Raw genomic sequence first — 17,215 nt, 5'->3', positions numbered from 1 at the left:
GCTGCGGCCCGCGGGCCGCGCCCGGCGTCAGGCCTCCGCCAGCGCTTCGAGCGCCCGGGCCCCGTCGAGCACGGTCGCCACGAGCGGCTCGTGCCCGCCGAGCCCGGGCCCCAGCCGGTCGAGGACGGCGCGCACCGTGTCGGCAAGGTCGCCGTCCGCGAGCCCGGCGACGCGGTCCGGGCGGGCCTCGGACAGGGGCGCGCCGCGGCCCCGCAGGTGCAGCGCCCACCCCGCGACGACCGTGCTCGCGCCGAGCGGCAGCCGGCCCGCCGCGCATTCGGCGGCGAGCACCGGCCCCACCCGCACGGGCAGCTTCTCGGAGCCGTCGGCGGCGATCTGCGCCAGCAGGTGCTCGATGCGCGGGTTGCCGAACCGCTCCACCAGGGCGCGCCGGTACGCGAGGAGGTCGTCGTCCGGCAGATCCAGGTGCCGGCTCGCCTCGTCCCACCACGCCTCGACCCAGCCGCGCACCCACGGGTCGGCGACCGCCTCGGCGACCGTGCGGTGCCCGAGGACGCCGCCCGCGTAGGCCAGCAGGGAGTGCGCGCCGTTGAGCAGCCAGAGCTTGCGCTGCTCGAAGGGCAGCACGTCCTCCACGATCTGCGCGCCCGCCTCCTCCCAGGCCGGGCGGCCCGCCGGGAAGGTGCCGGCGATGACCCACTCGGAGTACGGCTCGGTGCGGACCGGCGCGGTGTCGGCCAGGCCCGTCGCCGCGCGGACCGCGTCCCGCTCCTCCGCCGTCGTGGCGGGGGTGATCCGGTCGACCATCGTGGTGGCGAACGCGACGTGCTCGGCGATCCACGCCGCGAGCCCCGGGTCCACCAGGTCCGCGAGGTCCAGCACCACCCGCCGCAGCGCCGCGCCGTTCTCCGGCAGGTTGTCGCACGGCAGCAGCGTCATCGGGCCGGCGCCGGTCGAGCGGCGCAGGCGCAGGCCGGCGACCACCCGCGCGGGGACGGTCGTCACCGGGGCGTGCGGGTCGGCGCGCAGCGCGGCGACGTCGGCGCGCACGTCCGCGCGGCTCGTGTCCAGGCCGCCGTCGGGGCCGCGGACGTAGCCGGCCTCGGTCACGGTGAACGTCGCCACGGCGACCGCGCGGTCCGCCCAGTACCCCAGCCAGGCGTCGTGCTCGTCCCCGCCGTGCACGGCCGACACCGACGACACCACCCGCAGCCGCTCCCCGTCCGGCGCCCGCGTGACCAGCGTGTACAGGCCGTCCTGCGGGGCGAGCGCGTCCGCGAGGTCGCGCGAGAGGCCGGTGAACGCGGCGATGCCCCAGTCCGCGGCGTCCGGCGCGTTGTCCGTGTACCAGGCCTGGTGCGCGCGGAAGAAGTTGCCGAGGCCCAGGTGCACGATCCGCACCGGTGCGGTCGGGCGGCCGTGCCCGGCCGCGCGGGAGAGCCGCAACCCGGTCGGCGCGGCCTGGCGGTGCTCCAGGTGGGTGATCACAGCCGGAACGCCTTTCGGGGGAGGGTGGTGACGAGGTCGCGGGCGGTCTCCAGCGCCTCCTCGAGGGTGAGCCGGTGGGCGGTCACGAGCCGCGCCAGGTAGGCGGCGTCGGCCCGCCGGGCCACGTCGTGGCGGGCGGGGATCGACAGGTAGGCGCGGGTGTCGTCGACGAAGCCCGAGGTCTTGGCGAACCCCGCGGTCTCCGTGACGGCGGCCCGGTACCGATCCATGGCGTCCGGGGCGTCGAGGAACCACCACGGCGCCCCGACGTACAGCGACGGGTAGAAGCCGGCCAGCGGCGCGAGCTCCCGGGAGAACGTGGTCTCGTCGATCGTGAACACCACCAGCCGGAACCGCGGGTTCGTGCCGAATGCGTGCAGCACCGGCCGCAGGGCCTCGGTGAACTCGACCGGCACCGGGATGTCCGCGCCGATGTCGGTGCCGAGGCGCTCACGGGACGGCGCGTGGTGGTCGCGGCGCACGCCGGGGTGCAGCGTCATGACCAGCCCGTCCTCGCTGGACATCCGGGCCATCTCGAACAGCAGCCCCTGCCGCAGCGCCTCCGCCTCGGCGGCGGTCGCCCGGCCGGCACGCGCGCGGGCGTACAGCCGCTCGCCGTCGGCCGGGTCGAGCGGCGCCATCCGCGCGTCGCGGTGCCCGTGGTCCGCGGACACCGCGCCGTGCTCGGCGAAGGACGCCCGCCGCCGCTGCATGGCGTCCACCCACCCGGCGAGGGTCCCGGTGTCGGCGCCGGAGGCCTCCGCGAGCGCGTCGAGCCGGTCCGGCCAGCCCGGTTCGCCCGCCTCCAGGTACCGGTCCGGGCGGAACGTCGGCACCACGCGACCGCGCCACGCCGGGTCGTCCCGCAGCGCCGCGTGGTGCCGCAGGTCGTCGCACGGGTCGTCCGTGGTGGCGAGCACGTCGATCCGGAACCGCTCGTACAGGGCCCGCGGCCGGAACCCGGGCTCGGCCACGCGCGCCGCGACCGCGTCGTAGAGGTCGTCCGCGGTGGCCTCGGACGGCACCAGGTCGACCCCGAGCACCTCGACCAGCACCTGCTCCAGCCACAGCTTGACCGGCGTGCCGCGGAACGCCGGCCAGTGCCGGCACAGCAGCCGGAAGGCCGCGCGGGAGCGGGCGGGGTCGGGGGGCGCCGGGTGCCCCTCGTCGCCGCCGACGCCGAGGTCGGTCAGCGGGACGCCCCGGGCGTGCAGCAGGCGGGTCAGGTAGTGGTCGGGGGTGATGAGCAGCGCCGTCGGGTCGGGGAACGGGACGTCGTCGGCCAGCCACCGCGCGGGCACGTGGCCGTGCGGCGACACGATCGGCAGGTCGCGGACGGCGGCGTAGAGCTCGCGCGCCACGGACCGGGTCGCGGGGTCGGGCGGCAGCAGCCGGTCCGGGTGCAGGGCGATCCGGGGCGGTGCGGCGGCCGGCGACGTGGTCATGCGGCCATGGTTCGACCCGACGGGGGACGGCCGCCAACGGTTGCCACCTGTTGCCTGGACGACGAGGAGGCAGCAGTCGGGGGTCGCGTGGGCCCCCGACCCCCGGCTACTGCACTCTCGTGACCGAGCGGGCGACGGGCGCGGGCCCCGAGGAGTCGCGCGGCATGAGCCGGGCCGGGACGACGACCGGCCGCCCGTGCGACCGCGCGCCGTTCACGAGCGCGAGCAGGTTCCGCAGCGCCGTCGCCCCCATCGCCTGCAGCGGGGTGGACACCGTGGTCAGCGCTGGCGAGACCACCTGACCGATCAGCACGTCGTCGAAGCCGACCACGCTCACGTCCTCCGGCACGCGCAGCCCCGCCTGCTGCAGCCCTCGGATGACGCCGACCGCCATGAGCGCGTTGAACACGACCACGCCCGTCGCCCGCGCCCCGGACAGCGCCAGGGCGGCCTCGAACCCGCCGGCGAACGTGGGATCGAACGGCCCGATGCGCCGGCCCGTCAGGCTGAGCTCGTGGCACGCGTCGCTGAACGCGCGCCAGCGGGCGCCGTTCGGCCAGGACGCGTCGGGGCCGGCGACGTACGCGAGGTCCCGGTGCCCGGCCTCCCCGAGGTGCTCGACGGCCCGGCGGGTGCCCCGCTCCTCGTCCGCCACGACGCAGGCCACGTCGGTCAGCCCGCGGTTCAGCACCACCACCGGTCGCTGCTTGGCGATGCCGCGGATCGCCGCGTCGGACATCCGGGACGAGCTGAGCAGCACGCCCTCCACCAGGGGGACGATCCGCTCGGCGATCCCCCGCTCGGTGACGGCGTCCTCCCGGGTGTCCTCGACCAGCACGCCGTAGCCCGCCGCCGACGCCGCGACCTGGGCGCCGCGCAGCAGCTCGGCGTGGATCGGGTTGGCCAGGTCCGAGACCAGCACCGCGATCATCCCGGTGCGGGACGTCGCCGGTGCCTGCGCGACCGGGGTGGTGCGGTAGCCGAGCTCCGTCGCGGCCGCGCGGATCCGCTCGGCCGTCCGCGAGTTGACCCGGCCGGGCCGGGCGAAGGTCCGCGACACCGTGGAGGGGGCGACGCCGGCGGCTTCGGCGACGTCGTAGATCGTGGGCGCGCGGGTCGGCTGCGGTCCGCTGCCCTCGGAGTCCATCCCGCGATCGTAGGGGGCGTGCTCAGCCCACCGGGAGCAGCCGGCGGACCGCCTGCTCCACCCCCCGGAGCTCGGCGAGGCCCTTCAGCCGCCCGATCAGCGAGTAGCCCGGGTAGGTCTCGCGGAACTGGTCGTCGAGCATCCGCTGGCCGTGGTCCGGACGCATCGGGATCCGGGGCCCGCCGTCGCGCTCGCGGCGGCGTTCCTCGGCGACCAGCGCCCCGATGACCGCCACCATGTCCGCGTCCCCGGCGATGTGCGGGGCCTCGTAGAAGCTCCGGCCCCCGTCCTGCAGCCGGACCGAGCGCAGGTGCACGAAGAAGATCTGCTCGGCGAACCGCCGCGTCAGCGCGACCACGTCGTTGTCCGGCCGGGAGCCGTACGAGCCGACGCACAGGGTGAGGCCGTTCGCGGGGGACGGGGCGGCGTCCAGCAGGTGCTGCGCGTCCTGCGCGGTGGACACCACGCGTGGCAGCCCGAACAGCGGGCGCGGCGGGTCGTCGGGGTGGATGGCCATCCGGACCCCCGCCTCCTGAGCGACGGGCACCACGTCGCGCAGGAACGACGCGAGGTTCGCCCGGAGCGCGTCGGCGTCCACCTCCGCGTACGTCGCGAGGGCGGCGCGGAACTCGCCCAGCGAGTAGCGCTCCTCCGACCCGGGCAGGCCGAGCAGGATCGTGTCGACCAGCCGGGCGCGGCCGGCGTCGTCGAGCGCGTCGAGCACCGCCCGGGCGCGCGCCGTCTGCTCCGGCCCGTACTCGGCGGCCGCCCCGGGCCGGCGGAGCAGGAACAGGTCGAACGCGGCCAGCTGGTCGGCGTCGAACCGCAGCGCCCAGGTGCCGTCCTCCAGCGGGTACGCGAGGTCCGTGCGCGACCAGTCCAGGACGGGCATGAAATTGTAGCAGACGACGTCGATGCCGCAGGCGCCGAGGTTGCGCAGGGTCTGCTGGTAGGCGGCGACCGCGCGGTCGCGCAGCGGGCCGCCGCGCTTGACGTCCTCGTGCACCGGCACGCTCTCCACCACCGACCAGACCAGGCCCGCGGCCGCGACCTGCGCCTGCCGTGCCCGGATGGCCTCGACCGGCCACACCTCGCCGTTCGGGATGTCGTGCAGGGCGGTCACCACCCCGGTCGCGCCGGTCTGGCGCACCTGCGCCAGGGTGATCGGGTCGCGGTCGCCGAACCAGCGCCAGGTGTGCTCCATCGCCGTCCCTCTGCCGGCGGGCGGCCTCGTGCCGCCCGGTCCCGAGCAGCGTGGGCGGCCGGCGGCGGGCGGGACCACCGGTTGCCGGAAGTTGCCCCGGCGTGCGGCTGGTGCCGGGACGCGTCAGCGCCGCCCCGCCTTGCTCGCCCCGAACGGCCCCCCGAACACGATCGTGATCCCCAGCACGAACCCGAAGTCGTACCAGTTCCCCGAGTTGAACACCTCGTACGGCGAGACGGTGTCGGTGAACAGCGACACGATCCACGTCACCGGCAGGATGATCCCGTGCCACAGCCCGAGCCAGAACCCGGCGGGCTCGGCGGCCCCGGGCGGCGGTGTGCCGACGTCGGGGTTCACCCCGGCCGCGCACGCGGCGAGCAGCAGCAGCGTCGCGGCCGCGAGGCCCACGACGGCGAGGGACCTCCGGCGCCGTTCCATGCGCGTCATCGTGGCACCGGCCGCAGGCGCACGACCAGGACCGTGACCCCCGGCGGGTGACCGCTCAGCCGGCCGCCGCAGCCGCGCCGTCGGAGTCCGGCCCGCCCAGCGACTCCCACACCGGCCCGTACCCGAGCCGCGCCTGCTCCATCGCCACGACCTCCCGCGCGAGCCCCGCCTCGGTCACGTCCACGGCGGCGACGGCCGACGCCGCGACCGCCGACTCCCGCACGTACGCGTCGAACACCCGCCGCTTCCCGGCGAGCAGCTCGACGATCCGCTCGTCCACCCCGTCCTCGGCGAGCAGCCGGTGCGCCACGACGGTGCGGACCTGCCCCATGCGGTGCAGCCGTGCGACGGCCTGGGACTCGGCGGCGGGGGTGAGCTGCGGCTCGCAGAGCACGGCGACCGACGCGGCCTGCAGGTTGAGCCCGACGCCGCCGACGGTGATCTGCGCGACGAGCACGCCGTCCCGGGGGCCGGCGGAGAAGGCCTCGATGACGGCCTGGCGCTCGTCGGCGGGGACGTCGCCGGTGATCGGCCCGTACGCCCGCGGGCCGAGCGCGCGCGCCACGACGTCGAGCACCGACCGGAAGTACGAGAACACGACGGTCCGGTGCCCGGAGGCGCCCGCCTCGGCGACGATCTCCACCAGCCGGGCGAGCTTGGTCGAGTCGGCGGGATCGTCGGTCAGGTAGGCGGCGCGGCGCATCGCCATGAAGTTCCCGGACGCGACGGCCTCCCGGTACACCTCCTCGCCGGCGGGGGACAGGTCCTCCCACTCGTCGACCTGCACCAGCTCCGGCAGCTCGACGAGCACGTCGGCCTGGTTGCGGCGCAGGTACACGGGCGCGACGGCCCGCCGGAACGCGTCCGCGCCGACCAGCCCCAGGTGCCGCGGCAGGCCGGCGGCGAGGTCCGCGTCGAGCAGCCGGACCAGGGCGACGAAGTCCTCGATCCGGTTGTCCATCGGCGTGCCCGTCAGGAGCAGCACCCGCCAGGTGGCGGCGGCCCACGCGGCGACGGCCTTCGACCGCTGCGCCGACGGGTTCTTCACGTAGTGCGCCTCGTCGACGACGAGCAGCCCGAGCGGCGGACCGTCGAGCGGCAGGTGCGGCAGCGCCTCGAACGTGGTGACGCCGACGCCGCCCTCCGCGTGCCAGCGCGCCACCGCCTCGGCGCGCGACGGGCCGTGCAGGCGGTGCGCGGACAGGGCGGTGCGCGCGGTCGTCTCGCGCAGCCAGTTGACCAGGACCCCGGCGGGGCAGACGACGAGGAAGTGCCGGTCGCCGCCCGCGGCCCGGTCGGCGATCACGGCGAGCGCCTGGATGGTCTTGCCGAGCCCCATCTCGTCCCCGAGCAGCGCCCGTCCCTGGTTGAGCGCGAACCGGGCGCCGAACTCCTGGTACCCGCGCAGCGGCACCCGCAGCAGGGACTGGTCGAGCGGGTGGGCGGCGACGCGCTCCGCGAGCTCGGCGGTCAGCATGCCGCGCGCCGCCAGCACGTCCTGCGCGAGCGGCACGATGCTGCCGAGCACCGTGTACAGCTCGGCGCTGCGCCGCTCGAAGACGTCCCACAGCGCGGGGCCGGTCGTGTCGGGGGCGGCGCACGCGGCCGCGAGACGCTCGACCTGCGCGCCGAGCCCGCGGTCGACGACGCCGGACCAGTCGTCCAGCGCCCCGAGCGCCCGCCGCGCGCGGTCCTTGGCCGGCCGCCGGGTCAGGGCGAACCGCAGCCGGTTCGTGGCGGGCGCGGCGCTCGCGACGTGCGCGGCGACGGCGTCGGCGTAGCCGGCCAGCGCCTCGCGGTGCGGCTCGACGACGGGGCGCAGCCGCAGCAGGCGCTCCAGCAGGCGCAGCACCTCGGCGGTGGTGGCGCTGTCGGGGCGCCCGGAGCGGTCGACCTCGAGCCGGACCGGGACGCCCTCGCGGACCGCGGCGGCCAGCTGCTCGACGGCGGCGACCACGCCGCGGGCGGTCTGCGTGCCGACGCCGGGCACCCGGTCGAGCGTCGCGGCCGGGACGCCGAGCAGGTCGGCGGCGGTCGCGTACCCCGCGTCGGTCAGCGCGCGCAGCCGCAGGTTCCGGTCCGTGAGCGCGCCGAGCTGCTCGATCCCGACGGAGGCGAGCTCCGCCCGGACCCGGGCCTCGCGGTCCTGCTCGACCAGGGCCGCGACGCGCACGGTGGCGCCGTCCAGGTGGTCGAGGACCCGGCGGGCCGTCCCCGCCAGGGAGCGGTGCCGCTCCACGAGCGCGCGTGCGGGGGCACCGGGCGCGGTCGGGTCGGGGGTGGCCATCGCCCGCGATGCTACGGCGGCGCGGCCGGCAGTTCAGGAGCGCCCGCCGGCGGGCCGGGCCTACGCGAGCGGTCGGCCCGCGGGACGTCGCTCCGCCCGCCTGGGAGGATGCGGAGGTGCCCACCCGGAAGGAGATCGCGGTGCCCGCCGTGCACATCCGCCCCTCGGCCGGGGCCGCGGAGTACCCCGCGCTGGTCGAGGTCTGGCGCAGCGCCGTCGACGCGACCCACCGCTTCCTCGCCCCTGCGGACCGGGACGCGATCGAGGCCGCGCTGGCGTCCCACTACTTCCCGGGGGTGCTGCTCTCGGTGGCGGAGGTCGACGGTCGACCGGCCGGGTTCTCGGGCGTCCTCGACGGGACGCTGGAGATGCTGTTCGTGGACGCGGCGCGACGGGGGAGCGGGATCGGCACGGCGCTCGTCGCGCACGCGATCGAGGAGCACGGCGTCACCGCCGTCGACGTCAACGAGCAGAACATCGAGGCCGCAGCCTTCTACGCCCACTACGGGTTCGAGGTCGTGGGCCGCAGCGAGACTGACGACGCCGGTCGCCCGTACCCGGTGCTCCACCTGAAGCTCGGCGGGTTCGACGCGTCCTAGCCCCTGAGCAGCCCCCGCACCACCCGGCTCACGGGGATGGCCCCGGGTCGCTCCATCCCGCCCCGCGGGACCTCCGGCCCGCGCCGGCGTCCGCCGAGCCTGCCTACGGTGGCGCGATGACGACGACCCGGCGCCCCGCCCTGCCCGCCCTCGCCGCCGCGCTGCTGCTCGCGCTGACCGCCGCGTGCTCCCCGTCCCCCGCCGAGCCCACCCCGACGGCGGTCGCGACGGCCGACGCCTCTGCGGACGCGCTCGACACCTACGCCGCGATGGGCGCGGAGGACCTGATCGCCGCCCTGGAGGCCACCCCGCTCGACGAGCGCCCCGCCGACCTGCTCGCGTCGGTCCGCCCGCACGAGGTGCTGCTGTCCCGTGACGGCCGCGAGGTCGCGGTCCCGGCACCCGAGGGGAAGCACTACCTGTCGATCGCCCCGTACGTCTCCGGGACGCACGACTGCTTCTTCCACTCGCTGACCACGTGCACCGGGGAGCTCGGCGGCGAGCAGGTCGCGGTGACGATCGTCGACGACGCGTCCGGCGAGGTCTACGTCGACGAGACGACCACCCTGCACGACAACGGGTTCGCCGGCTTCTGGCTGCCGGACGGCCGGACGGCGACGGTCACGGTCGAGGCGGACGGACGCGCGGGCACGGCCACGGTGTCGACGGGGGACGAGGACCTGACCTGCCTCACGAGCCTGCGGCTCGCCTGAGGGCCGACCCGGGACGATCAGCCCGTGACGTGCACCGCCCGCAGGTCGCACTGCGGCGGGAACGACTCGGCGCACCCGTCCCCGATCCACACCGAGACGAGGTCCCCGTCCCGTAGGTCGCCGGCCTCGATCTCGCCGCCGGCGGCGTCCCGGTACTCGACGCCGGGCGCGGCGAGGGGGATCTGGTGGTAGTACGCGTCGGACGGCTCGGCGAGCTGCGGCGACCCGCTGCCGTCGGCCCCGTCCACCCCGGCGACGACGCCCGTCACGGTCGGCTCGCCGCGCGCCGCCCCGCACCCGGCGAGCAGGAGCACCGCCGCGGCGACGACGGCCGCCCGCCTCACCGCGCGCCGCCGGTGCTCTCCCGCGCCCGCACCGTGTGCGGCGCCGTGACCTCGACCGCCGGGGTGTCCGGCTCGCCGATCCGCGCCGCGATGCGCGCGACCGCCTCGCGGGCGATGTACGGCGTGTCCAGCGACACCGTGCTGAGCGTGGGCCGGGAGTAGCGGCCCTCCTCGATGTCGTCGATCCCGATCACCGCGACGTCCTCGGGCACCCGCAGCCCGGCGTCGAACACGGCGCGGATGGCACCCATGGCCAGCAGGTCGGAGTAGCAGAAGATCGCGTCCGGCGGGTCGGCCAGCGCGAGCAGCTCGGTGGTGGCGCGGTAGCCGTCGGCGCGTCGGTAGTGCGCCGCCGGCCGCAGCAGGGCGGGCTCGACGGCTAGGCCGGCGACCCGTAGCGCGCGTTCGTAGCCGGTGGTCCGCTGCTGCGGGGTGGCGTAGGACTCGTCGGGCTGGGCGCCGATGGCCGCGACCCGGGTCCGCCCGCGGGCGAGCAGGTGCGCGACGGCGTCGGCGGCGGCCTGCACGTTGTCGATGGCGACGTGGTCGTACCGGCCGTCGAACTCGTGCTCGCCGAGCAGCACCAGCGGCATCGTCGTGCTGGGCTGCATCTCCAGCAGCTCGGCGCGGGTGACGAGCGGGCTGAACAGGACGCCGTCGAACAGCATGGTCCGGTCGGCACCGGTGAGGAGCTCGCGCTCGCGCTCGTGGTCGTGCCCGGTCTGGTCGACCATGACGCGGTAGCCGTGCTCGGCGGCGGCGTTGATGATCTCGCGGGCGAGCTCGGCGAAGTACGGCAGGTCGATCTCGGGGACGACGAGGGCGAGGACGCCGGTGCGGCCGGTCCGCAGGGTGCGCGCGACGGGGTTGGGCCGGTAGTCGAGCTCCTCGATGGCGGTGAGCACCCGGTGGCGCATCCTGTCGCTCACGTGCGCGTACCCGCTGACCACGTTGGACACCGTGCGGACCGAGACCTGCGCGTGCTCGGCGACGTCCCGCAGTGTCGCGGCCATGGGCACCCCCTCGTCGTGGAGCCCCAGCATAGGGGCTTGCCATCGTGTGCAAAGGCAGGCTAGTTTGCACACGTTGGCAAAGAGGTGCGGAGCCGCCGCACCCTGCTCGCACGAGGGAGTGCCGATGCACCCGACCCACCGCCGCCCGCGGACCGCCCCGCCGGCCCGGCTGCGCCACCGACCGCTCGCGCTCGTCGCGGGCCTGCTCGCCGCCACCACCGCGCTCGCCGCCTGCGGGCCGTCCATCTCGGGCGGCTCCGACGGCGACGGCGGGTCCACCGCCGCGGCCGACGCCGACCGGCTCCAGGCCCCGGCCGGCGACAGCCCGAGCGGGGAGATCACCATCTGGGACCGCTCCGGGGACCTGTTCTCCGTCTTCGAGGCGGTGATCGACGACTTCAACGAGGTGTACCCGGACATCGTGGTGCACCACGAGGCGGTCGACATCGACGCGAAGCTGCAGAACACGCTCATCACCGAGACCGACGTCCCCGACGGGGTGTTCCTGGACGACGCCAAGGTCGCCGGCTACGCCGACTACCTCTGGGACCTCACCGACGTCCTCGACCCTTACGTCGCCGACATCGCGCCGCAGAAGGTCGACGTGAACTCGCTCGGCGGCGGCATCTACGGGGTGCCGTTCGACCTCGACCCCGGCCTGCTGTTCTACAACGCCACCGCGCTGGAGTCCGCGGGCGTCGACGTCGCGCAGATCGAGACGTACGACGACCTGCTGGAGGCGGCCCGCCAGTACCAGGCGGCCGTGCCGGGGTCGAAGCCGATCCACCTGGAGCAGAGCGCCTTCCTCGGCCAGCTGCAGCTCGAGATGTACGCGAGCCAGCTCGGCACGAGCATCGCGGACGAGAACGGCGAGCTCCGGATCGACTCCGACGCCTACCGGCAGATCCTCGGCTGGCTGGACACGGTGCAGTCCGAGGGACTCGGCACGCGGGCGGAGTACCTGTCGCCCAGCGACGTCGGCCCGCTGGAGAGCGGCCAGCAGGTGTTCTACCCGTGGGCCATCTGGTTCTCGTTCGCCCCGGAGCAGCAGCTCACCCAGACCTCCGGCGACTGGCGGGCCATGCCCCTGCCGGCGTGGGAGGAGGGCGGTGCCCGGTCCGGCGCGATGGGCGGCTCCTCGTTCGTGCTCCCGAAGGCGGGGGAGAACGCCGACCTCGCGTGGCTGTTCTACGAGTTCCTCATGTACGACGAGGCCGGCTACACCGCGGTGTGGGGCCCGAACGACACCTACCCGAACGGCTTGGCGACGTCGATCCCGGCGTACCTGCCCGCCGCGGACCCGGCGACCCCGCTGTTCGGCCCCGTGGCGGGGTTGGGCGACCAGGACCTGTGGACCACCGCCGTCGAGGCGGGCGCGCAGATCCCCGGCGGCGCGCCGACGCCGGCCTGGTGGGCGGGCGCGGTCGACTACCTCGGCACCGACGTGCAGCGGATGCTGGACGGCGAGCTCACGCCCGACCAGGTGATCGAGCAGGCGACGGCCGACATCCAGGCCAACCTCGTGGACCGGCAGTGACCGCTGCCGCCACGGCACCCGTCGCGACCCGGGGCAGGCGCCGCCCGCACCTGCCCCGGGCCGTGGCCCCGTACGTCTTCGTCGCCCCGTTCGTCGCGATCTTCGTCGCGTTCAGCGTGTACCCGATGGTCTTCACGCTGCGGCTGTCCTTCACGAGCTGGCGGGGGTCCGGCGCGGCGCAGTGGGTGGGGCTCGACAACTACGCCTACCTGCTCGGCAACGAGGCGTTCTGGTCCTCGCTCGCGAACTCCGGGGTGCTGTGGCTGCTGATCGTCCCGGTGCAGATGGTGCTGGCGCTGGTCGTCGCGGTGCTGCTGGACAACGCGAAGACGCGGATGCGCGGGTTCTACCGGATCGCGTTCCTGGTGCCGTTCGTGACGCCGCTGGTCGCCGTCGCGCAGATCTGGGTCGTCGTGTTCGACCGGGACTACGGCGCGGTGAACGGGCTGCTGAACCTGGTCGGGCTGCCGGACGTCGGGTGGCTGACCACCACCCAGTGGGCCAAGCCGACCCTCGCCCTGCTGTTCCTGTGGAAGACCACCGGGTTCATCGTCGTCATCCTGCTGTCCGGGCTCCAGTCCGTCGACGGCTCCGTGTACGAGGCCGCGTCGATCGACGGCGCCGGGCCCGCGCGGCGGTTCTGGAGCATCACGGTCCCGCTGGTCCGCCGCACGCTCATGTTCTCGGTGGTGCTGCAGACGCTCGCGGTGTTCCAGATGTTCGCGGAGCCGTTCGTCGTCACCGACGGAGGGCCGTACGGCTCGACGACGACCGCCGGGCTGCACCTGTACGACCACATCAACCGCGCGGACCTCGGCACCGGTGCCGCGAACTCGTTCCTGCTCGTGATCGTCGTCATGGCGCTGTCGCTGCTGTTCGTGCGGCTGCTGCGGACGGAGGACTGACATGGTGATCGCCCACGCGACCCGGCCCACGGCCGCCCCGCCGCGCACTCCCGCCGGCGCACCGCGCGGCCCGCGCCGCCGCTGGGCCGCCGGACCGCTCGGGACCCAGGTGTTCCTGCTGCTGCTCGCCGCCGCCTTCCTCGCGCCCGTCGTCTGGGCGCTGGTCTCGGCGTTCAAGCCGGCGACGCAGATCGTCAGCGACCCGCTCGGGTTCGACCCGTCCACGTTCACGGTGGAGAACTTCCGCCGGATGTTCGCCGACGTGCCGATCGGGCAGGGCTTCCTCAACACCGCCGTGGTGCTGGTGGCCAAGGGCTCGCTGACCCTGTTCTGCGCCCCGCTCGCCGCCTACGCGTTCGCCAAGTACACGTTCCCCGGCCGCGACCTGCTCTTCGGCACCGTCCTCATCACGCTGATGCTGCCGACGATCGTGCTGATCATCCCGCTGCTGCTGGAGATGAAGGAGCTGGGCTGGGTCAACACGTACCAGGCGCTGATCCTGCCCGGCGCGGTCGACGCGTTCGCGATCTTCTGGATGCGCCAGGTGATCGCGGCCGTGCCGGACGAGCTCCTGGACGCCGCCCGCGTCGACGGGTGCACGGAGTTCGGCATCTTCTGGCGGATCGTGCTCCCGGTCATCCGGCCGGCGCTCGCGGGCCTGGCGGTGCTGACCGTCATGAACATCTACAACGACTTCGTCTGGCCGGTCGTCGCGGCGTCGTCCTCGCGGATGGCGACGCTCCAGGTCGTGCTGTCCACGCTGGCGCAGAACATCACCGGCAACCGGATCGGCGCCGACTACGCGACCGTCACCGGTGAGCTGCTGGCCGCCGCCTCGATCGCGCTCGTCCCGCTCCTGATCGTCTTCATCGCCCTCCAGAAGCACTTCATCAACGGCATCCTCGCCGGAAGCGTCAAGGGCTGACCCCGCTCCTCCCGAAAGGCCTCGCATCATGACCTCAGCCCTGCCGCACGACGGCTTCCCGCGCCCCGACCGCGACCGCTCGGACCGCTGGGTCCCGCTCGACGGCACCTGGGAGCTCGACCTGCCCGAGGGCACCGTGCCCGTCGTGGTGCCCTTCGCGTGGGAGACCGCCGCGTCCGGCGTCGCCCGCACCTGGCTGGAGCACGCCACGTACCGGCGCACGCTCGTCGCCCCGCCCGAGTGGGCCGGGTCCCGCGTCGCCCTCTGCTTCGGCGCGGTGCACCACCGGGCGCGGGTCCGGGTGGACGGGGTGCCGGTCGCCGAGCACGTCGGCGGGACGACGCCGTTCGAGGTCGACGTGACCGACGCGCTCGCCCCCGGGGTGCCCGCGGTCCTGGAGGTCGAGGTCGACGCGCCCGCCGACAAGCGGTCCATCCCGCACGGCAAGCAGCGCTCGATCCCGCGCGACGACTACGACGGGGTGTCCTTCACGCCGACGTCGGGCATCTGGCAGAGCGTGTGGCTGGAGGCCCGCGGCCGGACGTACGCGGCGGCCGTGGCCGTGCGCGGCGACTCGCTGACCGGCTTCGACGTCACCGTGCGGGTCGCCGGGGACGCGCCGCCCGGGGCCGCGGTGCGGGTGGCGGTGGCCGGGTCGGACGAGTCCGTCGAGCTCGTCGCCGACGGTGCGGGGGTCGCCGCCGGACGGCTCGACCTGCGCGCCCCGCGGCTCTGGTCGCCGGCCGACCCGCACCTGTACCGGCTCGTCGTGCGCACCGCCGACGACACCGTGACGGTCACCGGGGGCCTGCGCCGCATCGAGACCCGCGGGGAGCACCTGCACCTCAACGGCGAGCGGCTGTACCTGCGCGGCGTCCTCGACCAGGGCTACTGGCCGTCGTCCGGGCTCACCGCGCCGTCCACGGAGGCGCTGCTCGCGGACCTCGCCCTCGCCCGGGACCTCGGGTACACGCTGGTCCGCAAGCACCTCAAGCTCGAGGACCCCCGCTGGCTGCACGCCGCCGACCGGATGGGCATGCTCGTCTGGGCGGAGCCGCCGGCGCCGAGCCGGTTCTCCCCGGAGGCCGCCGCGGCGTTCGAGGCGCAGCTCGCGCCGATGGTCGAGCGGGACGGCAACCACCCGTCGGTCGTCGTGTGGGGCCTGTACAACGAGGAGTGGGGGCTGGACTGGGACATCCCCGGCTCGGCGTCCCGGGCGGCCGCGGCGGCGTCCGCGTACGACGCGATGCGCGCGCTGGACGACACCCGGCCCGTGGTCGAGAACTCCGGCTGGTCGCACGTGCGCACCGACCTCGTCGACTGGCACTACTACGACGAGGACCCCGCGGCCTGGGCGGCGAACGTCGCGGCGCTCGCCGACGGCACCCGCGAGGACTTCCCGGTGAAGCTCGGGCCGGACTTCGTGGTCGACAAGTCGTTCTACGGCGCGGCGTCCTTCCCGCGGCGCGGCGTGCCCGTGCTGAACAGCGAGTACGGCGCCGGGTTCACGTCGCTCGAGCGCGCGTGGCACCTGCGCTGGCAGACCCAGGAGCTCCGCCGGCACGACCGGTTCGCGGGGTACGTGTACACCGAGCTCACCGACGTCGAGCACGAGATGGCCGGTCTGCGGGACGCCGACCGCCGCCCCAAGGACCTCGGCGGCCTCGACCCCCGCGACGCCAACGCGGACACCGTCCTCGTCCTGGACCTGGTCCCGCGGCACGCCGGGGCGGACGTGCCCGTCCCCGACGGGCCGCTCGCCCTGGACGTGCACGTGTCGCACCACGGGCCCGCGCCGGTGCTCGGCCGGGTCCGGGCCGCGTGGGTCGCCGCCGGCACGCCGCCGCGTGTCGGGGAGGTGGCGGTGCTCGGCGCGCCGCAGGCGGAGTCCGAGCCGCTGAAGGCCGACCCGTTCGCGCTCAGCCCCGCGGTCCGCCTGGACGTCCCGCCCCCCGGCCCGGTCCCGTCCGCGCGCCTCCTGCTGTGGCTGGTCGACGAGGACGACCGCGTGCGCGCCCGCACGTTCGTCGACGCGGCCCCGCAGGAGCCCCCGAACCGCCGCGGCGCCCGCCGCTGACCCGCGACCGCGTCGAGGTTGCAGCAGATGCGGGGTCCACGGGCCCGAGGGCAGCATCTGCTGCAACGTCGGCGACCGCCCCCGCGGCGGGGCAGGGCGGGGCGGCGGGCCGGCAGCGCGGGCCCGCGTCGTAGCCTGGGCGGCGTGAGCAACCTCGAGGCCGTCGCCAGCGAGCGGGTGTGCGCGCCCGCCGACGCCGCGGGGGTGCAGCTGCTCGAGCCGCGCGACGTCCCGCTCGGCGGGATCCGGGCGATGACCGTCCGCCGCACGCTCCCGCAGCGGGCGCGGTCGTTCGTCGGCGCGTGGTGCTTCCTCGACCACTACGGCCCGGACGACGTCGCCGCGACCGGCGGCATGCGCGTCCCGCCGCACCCGCACACCGGCCTGCAGACGGTGTCCTGGCTGTTCTCCGGGGAGATCGAGCACCGGGACAGCCTCGGCACGCACTGCCTGGTGCGCCCCGGCGAGCTCAACCTCATGACCGCGGGCCACGGCATCAGCCACTCCGAGGACTCGACCGCCGCGACGACGGTGCTGCACGGCGTCCAGCTCTGGACGGTGCTGCCCGAGGCCGACCGGGACGCCGACCCGGCCTTCGACCACTACGTGCCGCCCGTCGTGGACCTGCCCGGCGGGACCGTCCAGGTGTTCCTGGGCGCGCTGGCCGGGTCGACGTCGCCCGTCCCCACGTTCTCGCCGCTGGTGGGGGCCGAGGTGCGGCTGCGCGCGGGGGAGTCGCACACCTTCGACGTCGACGCGGCGTTCGAGCACGGGGTGCTGGTCGACGCCGGGGAGGTCGAGGTCGACGGCACGCCGGCGCCGGTGCACCACCTGCTCTACCGGGCGCCGGGCGCGCGGACGCTGACCGTCCGGGCGGGCGCCGCCGGCGCGCGGGTGCTGCTCATCGGCGGCCTGCCGCTCGGGGAGCGGATCGTCATGTGGTGGAACTTCATCGGCCGCGACCACGAGGAGGTGCTCGCCGCCCGGACGCAGTGGCAGGCCGAGATCGCCTCCCCGGAGGGCGGCGGGCCCCGGTTCGGCCGGGTCGCCGGGCACCCGCACCCGCCGCTGCCCGCGCCGGTGATCCCGGACGCCCGGCTGCAGCCGCGCGGCTGACCGGGCC

15 protein-coding genes are annotated in these 17,215 nt (G+C 75.5%); 7 read left to right on the top strand and 8 right to left on the bottom strand.

Annotated elements, in window-relative coordinates; genetic code table 11:
- Positions 1–27: 27 nt before the first annotated feature.
- From HNR08_RS04090 to HNR08_RS04065, 6 genes are all read right to left on the bottom strand, one after another.
- The gene (locus tag HNR08_RS04090; protein ID WP_222596005.1) at positions 28–1,449 is read right to left on the bottom strand and encodes a mannitol dehydrogenase family protein; all 1,422 of its coding nucleotides are present in this window, start codon (positions 1,447–1,449) and stop codon (positions 28–30) included.
- Complete coding sequence (gene uxaC, locus HNR08_RS04085) at positions 1,446–2,894, bottom strand: glucuronate isomerase (RefSeq protein WP_146835426.1); 1,449 nt, start codon at positions 2,892–2,894, stop codon at positions 1,446–1,448. Before uxaC ends, HNR08_RS04090 begins: the two co-directional genes overlap by 4 nt.
- A 106-nt stretch (positions 2,895–3,000) precedes the next feature.
- On the bottom strand, positions 3,001–4,041 hold the full coding sequence (locus HNR08_RS04080; protein ID WP_146835429.1) for a LacI family DNA-binding transcriptional regulator: 1,041 nt from the start codon (positions 4,039–4,041) through the stop codon (positions 3,001–3,003).
- A gap of 22 nt (positions 4,042–4,063) precedes the next feature.
- Positions 4,064–5,245: a mannonate dehydratase gene (uxuA, locus tag HNR08_RS04075; protein WP_146835432.1), complete on the bottom strand. Its 1,182-nt coding sequence runs from the start codon at positions 5,243–5,245 to the stop codon at positions 4,064–4,066.
- Positions 5,246–5,368: 123 nt separating this feature from the next.
- On the bottom strand, positions 5,369–5,683 hold the full coding sequence (locus HNR08_RS04070; protein WP_146835436.1) for a hypothetical protein: 315 nt from the start codon (positions 5,681–5,683) through the stop codon (positions 5,369–5,371).
- Between the two features lie 64 nt (positions 5,684–5,747).
- A complete protein-coding gene (locus HNR08_RS04065) occupies positions 5,748–7,979 on the bottom strand; it encodes a DEAD/DEAH box helicase (RefSeq protein ID WP_146835439.1) in 2,232 nt (743 codons plus the stop codon).
- A gap of 116 nt (positions 7,980–8,095) precedes the next feature.
- Here HNR08_RS04065 and HNR08_RS04060 point away from each other — a divergent pair, with 116 nt between their 5' ends.
- Together HNR08_RS04060 and HNR08_RS04055 are read left to right on the top strand one after the other, a co-directional pair.
- On the top strand, positions 8,096–8,578 hold the full coding sequence (locus HNR08_RS04060; RefSeq protein ID WP_246802992.1) for an acetyltransferase: 483 nt from the start codon (positions 8,096–8,098) through the stop codon (positions 8,576–8,578).
- Between the two features lie 116 nt (positions 8,579–8,694).
- On the top strand, positions 8,695–9,291 hold the full coding sequence (locus HNR08_RS04055; protein ID WP_146835445.1) for a CueP family metal-binding protein: 597 nt from the start codon (positions 8,695–8,697) through the stop codon (positions 9,289–9,291).
- Positions 9,292–9,308: 17 nt separating this feature from the next.
- Here the strand turns inward: HNR08_RS04055 and HNR08_RS04050 are convergent, their stop codons facing one another.
- On the bottom strand, positions 9,309–9,635 hold the full coding sequence (locus tag HNR08_RS04050; protein WP_146835449.1) for a hypothetical protein: 327 nt from the start codon (positions 9,633–9,635) through the stop codon (positions 9,309–9,311).
- Entirely contained in the window at positions 9,632–10,648 is a 1,017-nt protein-coding gene (locus tag HNR08_RS04045) for a LacI family DNA-binding transcriptional regulator (RefSeq protein ID WP_146835452.1), read from the bottom strand. Before HNR08_RS04045 ends, HNR08_RS04050 begins: the two co-directional genes overlap by 4 nt.
- A gap of 124 nt (positions 10,649–10,772) precedes the next feature.
- Here HNR08_RS04045 and HNR08_RS04040 point away from each other — a divergent pair, with 124 nt between their 5' ends.
- From HNR08_RS04040 to HNR08_RS04020, 5 genes are all read left to right on the top strand, one after another.
- Positions 10,773–12,185, top strand: a complete 1,413-nt coding sequence (locus tag HNR08_RS04040) for an ABC transporter substrate-binding protein (protein WP_146835455.1) — start codon at positions 10,773–10,775, stop codon at positions 12,183–12,185.
- Positions 12,182–13,090: a carbohydrate ABC transporter permease gene (locus HNR08_RS21485; RefSeq protein WP_221286307.1), complete on the top strand. Its 909-nt coding sequence runs from the start codon at positions 12,182–12,184 to the stop codon at positions 13,088–13,090. The genes HNR08_RS04040 and HNR08_RS21485 overlap by 4 nt, the downstream gene beginning before the upstream one ends.
- A gap of 1 nt (position 13,091) precedes the next feature.
- On the top strand, positions 13,092–14,015 hold the full coding sequence (locus HNR08_RS04030) for a carbohydrate ABC transporter permease (protein WP_146835458.1): 924 nt from the start codon (positions 13,092–13,094) through the stop codon (positions 14,013–14,015).
- Between the two features lie 28 nt (positions 14,016–14,043).
- The gene (locus HNR08_RS04025) at positions 14,044–16,092 is read left to right on the top strand and encodes a glycoside hydrolase family 2 protein (RefSeq protein WP_146835461.1); all 2,049 of its coding nucleotides are present in this window, start codon (positions 14,044–14,046) and stop codon (positions 16,090–16,092) included.
- Between the two features lie 144 nt (positions 16,093–16,236).
- Entirely contained in the window at positions 16,237–17,208 is a 972-nt protein-coding gene (locus HNR08_RS04020) for a pirin family protein (protein WP_183834793.1), read from the top strand.
- The last annotated feature ends 7 nt before the right edge of the window (positions 17,209–17,215 follow it).

Source organism: Cellulomonas hominis, assembly GCF_014201095.1.
GTDB classification, from domain to species: domain Bacteria; phylum Actinomycetota; class Actinomycetes; order Actinomycetales; family Cellulomonadaceae; genus Cellulomonas; species Cellulomonas hominis.
The sequence above is the reverse complement of the archived record's forward strand: the minus strand, read 5'-3'. Positions and strand labels throughout refer to the sequence as shown.